The organism is Mesorhizobium sp. M4A.F.Ca.ET.020.02.1.1 (assembly GCF_004022645.1).
GTDB lineage: Bacteria > Pseudomonadota > Alphaproteobacteria > Rhizobiales > Rhizobiaceae > Mesorhizobium.
Window position 1 is genome coordinate 1 of record NZ_RZOI01001336.1, and the last position, 605, is coordinate 605.

Sequence of the window (605 nt, forward strand, 5' to 3'; positions counted from 1 at the left end):
TCATGTGGCCGATCTCGGCTGCCAGCCCGCGCCTGCCGTGATAGATGTGGCCGTCGGCGACGACGCCGCCGCCGATGCCTGTCGAGACGGTGACGAACACCAGCGATCCGGCGCCGCGGCCGGCGCCGAAGCGCCATTCGCCGAGCGCTGCCGCATTGGCGTCGTTCTCGAGCCGCACCGGCAGGCCGAACTGCCGGCTGAGGATGTCGATCAGCGGCACATTGTGCCAGCCGGCCAGCGTCGGCGGCCCGATGACGATGCCGGCCTTGGGGTCGAGCGGACCGGGCGCGCACATGCCGATGCCGGTGACTTTGGCCTGCGGGTGCTCCTTGAGCAATTTGTCCGCCAGCGTGATGATCTGGCCGATCACCGCCTCCGATCCTGCGCCGGCGAGCGTCGGCGCCGAGACGCGGGCGACGACGTCGCCGCCGCGCTCGATCAGCGCGCCGCGCAGCTCCGTGCCGCCGAGATCGAAAGCGAGCGCGACCGTGTTCATCACGCGGCGGCCTTCAGGCCGTGCAGCCAGGCCATGCGCTGCGCGAGGTCGGGGTCGCCGAAGGCAAGCGAGCCAAGCACCACCGTATCGGCGCCGGCGGCGCGCACGC

1 protein-coding gene and 1 pseudogene are annotated in these 605 nt (G+C 72.1%); both read right to left on the reverse strand.

Annotated elements, in window-relative coordinates:
• On the reverse strand, positions 1-496 hold a 496-nt coding region (locus tag EN742_RS36995), incomplete at its 3' end, for an ROK family protein (RefSeq protein WP_148670616.1).
• A pseudogene (locus tag EN742_RS39905) lies at positions 496-605 on the reverse strand (D-allulose-6-phosphate 3-epimerase); the annotation flags it as partial. The gene EN742_RS36995 and the pseudogene EN742_RS39905, both read right to left, overlap by 1 nt.